Genomic DNA, 3,234 nt, shown 5'->3' on the forward strand with positions numbered 1-3,234 from the left:
CACCGGACCTCGCGGACACCGACCCGGGCCGGCTCTTCCCCAACGCGCTGCTGCGCTCGCCCGCGCTCGCGGTCGCCGTCGAACGGGTCGCGGCCGGGTGGGGAGCGAGCGATGCGGCGGTGCTGCTGGGCGCGGCCTCCCACCAACTGGCCAGGATGTCCGGGAGCGACGACATCCTGTTCCAGGTGGTGGTGAGCAACCGCTTCCAGCCGGCCGCCGCCGAGTCGGTCAGCACGATGGCGCAGGAAGCGGTGTTCCTCCTCCCGGACGCGGGCCGGGACTTCCAGGACGCGGTACGGCGGACGCGGTCCGTCTCGTTCAGCGCGTTCCGGCACGCCGGATACGACAAGTGGGCGCTGGACCGCGAGGTGGCGCGGCTCGTCGAGCGGGGTGAGGCCGCCGACCACTCGTGCTGGTGGAACGACACCCGGGACCCGGGCACCGGCCCCTTCGACACCACCGGACGCCCGCGGGCCCCGCTGGCCGAGCTGACCGGCCGCACCGAGCTGAGCTGGCCCACGGAGTTCCTGCCCCGGGCGAACGTCTCCGTGGCGGTGGACGTGCTGACCGCCCCCGGCGCCCTGGAGCTGTGCATGACCGCCGACCCGGCCGTCCTCACCCGCGACGGCATGGAGACCTTCCTGCGCGGGGTCGAGCGGCTGGTCGTCACCGAGGCGATGGCGCTGGAGGAGGCGTGAGCAAGCGGTACGCGGGCATCGCCTGGACGGACACGGGCTACCGGGTCGAGGTCATCGACGGTGCCGGCCGCCGGGTGACCGAACCGAGCGGCTGGGGTGCCGCCCAGGTCGCCGAACTCATCGCCTGGCTGAGGGAACTGGCCCGGGAACAGCCGCTGGCCGCGGTGATCGACAGCACCAACGGCCTGCTCGACGGACCGATGACGGCGGCCGGCCTGGAGGTCTACCGTGCCGATCCCTGGCTGCTGCCGCCCCGGCCGCGGTTCGGCTCCGTCCCGGCCCGCCGACTGGCCGAGCGGGCCCACAGCACCCCGGGCGAGCTGGCCCGGGTGACCGCCGAGAGCGGCACCCTGTCCGGCCGCGCCGACGAGTACTTCGAGGGCGTACGGCGCAGCGAACCGCTCCAGGCGGCGCTGACGGCGGCCGGGCGCTGCCTGGAGCACGGCGACCGTGACACGCCCCGGATCGCGCTCACCTTCGACGACGGCCCCGACCCGGTACAGACCCGCCGGATCCTGGAGATCCTGGACCGCTACGGCGTCCGGGCCACCTTCTTCTGCGTCGGCCACCATGTCGCGGCGCTGCCCGACGAGGTGCGCCGGATCGCCGACGCCGGCCACGAAATCGGAAACCACTCCTGGTCACACCCCTTCCTGCCCGACCTGACCGCGGAGCAGCTGCGCGAACAGCTCGACCGGACGGCGGAGGCGGTGGCCCGGGTGACCGGCGAGGCGCCGACCCGGTTCCGGCCGCCGTACGGCGCGCTGAGCCCGGAGGTGCTGGCCGCGCTCGACGGGCACCCGACCACTCTGACCCTGTGGGACGTGGACTCCCGCGACTGGGCGAGACCGGGACCGGAGCGGATCGCCGCGACCGTCCTGGAGGCCGCCGGACCGGGCTCGGTGGTGCTGATGCACGAGAGCGGCGGCGACCGGCGTCAGACCGTACAGGCCCTCCCCTCGATCATCGAGGGCCTGCTCGAACGCGGCCTGGAACCGGTCCCCGTGGGAGAACTGCCCGCGCCGCCCGGCACCGGCGGCGGCCGGCCGCTCGACCAAGAAGAACACGATCTACGGCTGGAGCGCTGAAGACCCATGAAGGATCGCTCGGCAGACCACACCCCGGCGGTGACGGCCCCGCACGACCAGGACCGGGCCGCCGGGCCGCCGCCGGCCGGGGAACCGGCGATCTGGTCCCGCAACTTCCAGTACTACTTCACCGCCCGCAGCGCCGGCCTGCTCGGCTGGGCCATGCTGCCGGTCGCGGTCTCGGCCGGACTGCTCAGCTCGGGGTACGACCTGAGCACCGCCGGCTACTCGATGGCCTTCCTGGTCGGCCCGTTCGCCGCCCTGGTGCTCTTCGGCGGGGTGCTCGCCGACCGGTTCACCGCCCGCCGGATGATGATCGCCTCCGACCTGGCCAACCTCACCACCCATGTGCTGCTCGCCTTCCTGTTCCTGCACGGCATCGACCACCTCTGGCACCTGTACGGCCTGCTGATGGTGGCCGGCACCGCCAACGCGATGTTCCAGCCGGGCGCTTCCTCGACCGTCCCGCTGGTGGCCCGGGACGTGCAGGGCGCCAACGGTGTGCTGCGCATCTCCGAGGCGCTCACCGCGCTCGGCGGCCCGGCGCTGGCCGGCGTGCTGGTCGGCACCGCCGCCACCGGCTGGGTCATGGTGATCTCCGCCGTCGCCTACGGCACCAGCGCGGGCTGCCTGTTCGCACTGCGGCTCGGCGTGGTGCCCGCGCCGCCGGCCGGCGAGAGCCTGTGGCGCAACCTGGTGGCCGGCTGGTACGAGTTCCGCTCCCGGAGCTGGCTGTGGGGCGTGATCGTGATCTGGATGTTCTTCGCCGTGCTCTCCTGGGGACCGCAGCTGTCGGTCGCCGCCGGGGTGATCGTGCCCGCGCACGGCGCCACCGCCTTCGGCCTGCTCAACTGCGCGTTCGGGGCGGGCACCGTGGCCGGCGGGGTGCTGGCGCTGCGCTACAAGCCGGTCCGTCCGCTCGCCGCCGGGGCGGTGGCGATGCTGGCGTACCCGCTCTACCCGCTCGGCATCGTGCTCGGCTGGCCGGTGTGGCTGCTCGCCGTCGCCCAGGTCGTGGTCGGGATCGGCATCACCTTCTGGGGCGTCATGTGGGCCACCAGCGTGCAGACCCAGGTGCCGGGCGAGGTGCTCAACCGCGTCCACGCCTACGAGGTCGCGGGTTCCGTCGGCATGTTCCCGGTCGGCAGCGCGCTGGCCGGTCCGGCCGCCGGAGCCTTCGGCACCGACCGAGTGCTGCAAGTGGGCATCGTGGTCGCCCTGCTCACCGCCGCCGCGCTGCTGCTGACCCGCCCTATCCGCACCCTGGCCCGGGTACCGGACCGCGCCTGAACGGCGCGGGGCGGTGTGCACGCGCGGTCGGCGAGTCGCACGGCGGGGGCCGGTTCGGGGACGAGCCGGGCGGGCGGATCGCGGACACGGCGACCAGAGCGGCCGATGACCGGAAGGCCATAGTCGGGTGGCTGGCAGCGGCCGAGCTCTGCGGGCGG

At 74.1% G+C, this 3,234-nt stretch carries 2 protein-coding genes and 1 pseudogene; all 3 read left to right on the forward strand.

Annotated elements, in window-relative coordinates; translation table 11 throughout:
• A pseudogene (locus H5J33_RS28620) lies at window positions 1-698 on the forward strand (non-ribosomal peptide synthetase condensation domain protein); the annotation flags it as partial.
• Window positions 695-1,786 carry a polysaccharide deacetylase family protein gene (locus H5J33_RS28625; protein WP_181797725.1) on the forward strand — a complete coding sequence of 364 codons (1,092 nt, stop codon included), beginning with the start codon at window positions 695-697 and terminating at the stop codon, window positions 1,784-1,786. The pseudogene H5J33_RS28620 and the gene H5J33_RS28625, both read left to right, overlap by 4 nt.
• Before the next feature lie 6 nt (window positions 1,787-1,792).
• On the forward strand, window positions 1,793-3,076 hold the full coding sequence (locus tag H5J33_RS28630; protein ID WP_181797726.1) for an MFS transporter: 1,284 nt from the start codon (window positions 1,793-1,795) through the stop codon (window positions 3,074-3,076).
• Window positions 3,077-3,234 lie beyond the last annotated feature (158 nt).

The sequence above is a fragment of the Streptomyces sp. WELS2 genome (assembly GCF_013870595.1).
Taxonomy (GTDB): domain Bacteria; phylum Actinomycetota; class Actinomycetes; order Streptomycetales; family Streptomycetaceae; genus Streptomyces.